Here is a 2,307-nt window from a genome sequence, read left to right as displayed (position 1 = left end):
GATAAAGCTAAAGAAGCAGTCGATGCAGCAACAACAGATACAGCAGTAGATCAAGCTAAAAATAATGGTACAGGTGACATTGCGAAAGTTAACCCAGTAGCCAAAGAAGCAGCTAAGAAGGCAGTAGCAGATGAATTAGCAGAAAAAGAAAAAGCAATCGATGCTCGTACAGACTTAACTGACGAAGAAAAAGATGCTGCTAAGAAAGATGCGCAAGCAAAAGCTAAAGCAGCAACAGACGCAATTAACGCACAGCCATCTAACGCAGAAACACCAGAAGCAGCAAAAGCAGCACAAGATGCAGTAGACGCAGCTAAGAAAGACGGTGTTGATAAAGTAGCGGCTGTAAATCCAGAAGCTAAATCTAAACCAGCAGCTAAGAAAGCGATTGATGATAAATTAGATAAGCAATTAAAAGATATTGCTAATACTCCAGATGCTACTGATGAAGAGAAGAAAGTTGCAGCAGAAGCAGCAAAAGCAGCAAAAGCAGAAGTTGATAAAGCAACGACAGATGCTGCAGTGAAAGCTGCAAAAGATAAGGCTGTTGGTGAAGGAGATACTAAAGGTACAATCGATCAAGCAGTCCCTGTTGTAAAAGATAAGCCAAATGCACGTAAAGCAATTGAAGACGAAGCAAAAGCTAAGAAAGCAGCAATTGATGCACGTACAGACTTAACTCCAAAAGCAAAAGGAAATCTAAAAGCAGAAGTAGATGCAATTGCAGATCAAGCTAAGAAAGCAGTAGATAAAGCTACATCAGCAACAGATGTTGACAAGATTGAAAAAGCTGATAAGGCAGCGGTTAAAGCAGTTGGTGAAGTTAAAGAACCAGTTGACAAAACTCTAGTTAAAGATCCAGCTAACTTAACAGACGCTGAAAAAGCTAAACTTTTAGAAGAAGTTAAGAAAGTTAACCCAACAGCCAAAGAAGTTAAATACGATGAAGATGGAAACATCGAAGTAACAACTCAAAATGGTGATAAAGGAACAATCAAACCAGCTGATATCGTTAAAACAGAAGATGATCTAGATAACGGTAAAGGTGGAAACGACATCAACAAACCAATCGATAAAGTGGTAGTTAAAGATCCAGCTAACTTGACAGATGCTGAGAAAGCTAAACTTGTTGATGAAGTTAAAGCTGTAAACCCAAATTCTATCGTAACAATCGACGATAAAGGAACAGTTACAGTTTCTACTCCAGACGGAGAAACTGCAGCAATTCCAGCAGCTGAATTAGTAAGAACTAAAGAAGATACAACTAAACCAGACGCAGGAAACAGCGAAGTTGTTAAACCAGCGGACAAAGTAGTTGGAGAAGCAACAGATCCAGCAGCTCAAGCTAAAGTGGAAGAAAAATTAAAAGAATTAAATCCAGAAGCTAAATCTGTTAAATTTGATGATAAAGGAAATGCAACAGTTACTCTAAACGATGGAACTACTGCAACAATTCCAGCTAAAGATTTATTCAAAACACCAGAAGAAGCAGCTCAACCAAATGCAGGAAATGATGTAAATAAACCAGCAGATAAAGCTGTAGTTAAAGATCCAGCTAACTTAACTCCAGAAGAGAAGAAAGCGATCGAAGACAAAGTTAAAGCTGTAAACCCAGATGCAACTGTAGTAGTAGACGATAAAGGAAATGCGACAGTAACAACCCCAGAAGGTAAGACAGCAGTAATTCCAGCAGCAGACTTGACGAAAGATCCAGAAGCTGCAACTAAACCAAATGCAGGAAACGACATCGTTAAACCAGCGGATAAGACAGTAGTAGCAAATCCAGATGCGTTAACTCCAGAAGAGAAGAAAGCCATCGAAGATAAGGTTAAAGCAGTCAACCCAGGTTCAACTGTAGTAGTGGACGATAAAGGCAATGCGACAGTTACAACTCCAGCAGGTAAGACAGCAGTAATTCCAGCAGCAGACTTAACTAAATCACCAGAAGAAGCAGCTAAGCCAGAAGCAGGAAACGACGTAAATACACCAGCGGATAAAGCTGTAGTAAAAGATCCAGCTAACTTAACTCCAGAAGAGAAGAAAGCAATCGAAGACAAAGTTAAAGCTGTAAATCCAGATGCAACTGTAGTAGTAGACGATAAAGGAAATGCGACAGTCACAACCCCAGCAGGTAAGACAGCAGTAATTCCAGCAGCAGACTTAACTAATACTAGACTAAAATCAAAAAACATCTTATAATAGTAGTTATGAAACTTACAAATGAAGAAACACAAAAAATTGAAAAACTCCTAAGAGATTCATAGTACGCCAAATATCACAAACGTCTACAGATTATTTATTTTCGCT

1 protein-coding gene is annotated in these 2,307 nt (G+C 39.0%); it reads left to right on the top strand.

The window, feature by feature from the left end:
* A partial coding sequence (locus FGQ53_RS11780) for a DUF1542 domain-containing protein (protein ID WP_171019151.1) occupies positions 1–2,199 on the top strand: 2,199 nt, incomplete at its 5' end.
* Positions 2,200–2,307 lie beyond the last annotated feature (108 nt).

It is taken from the genome of Streptococcus mitis, from assembly GCF_005844455.1.
Classification (GTDB): Bacteria; Bacillota; Bacilli; order Lactobacillales; family Streptococcaceae; genus Streptococcus; species Streptococcus mitis_BF.
Note: the sequence above shows the minus strand (reverse complement) of the source record. Positions and strands in the feature narration are given on the sequence as shown.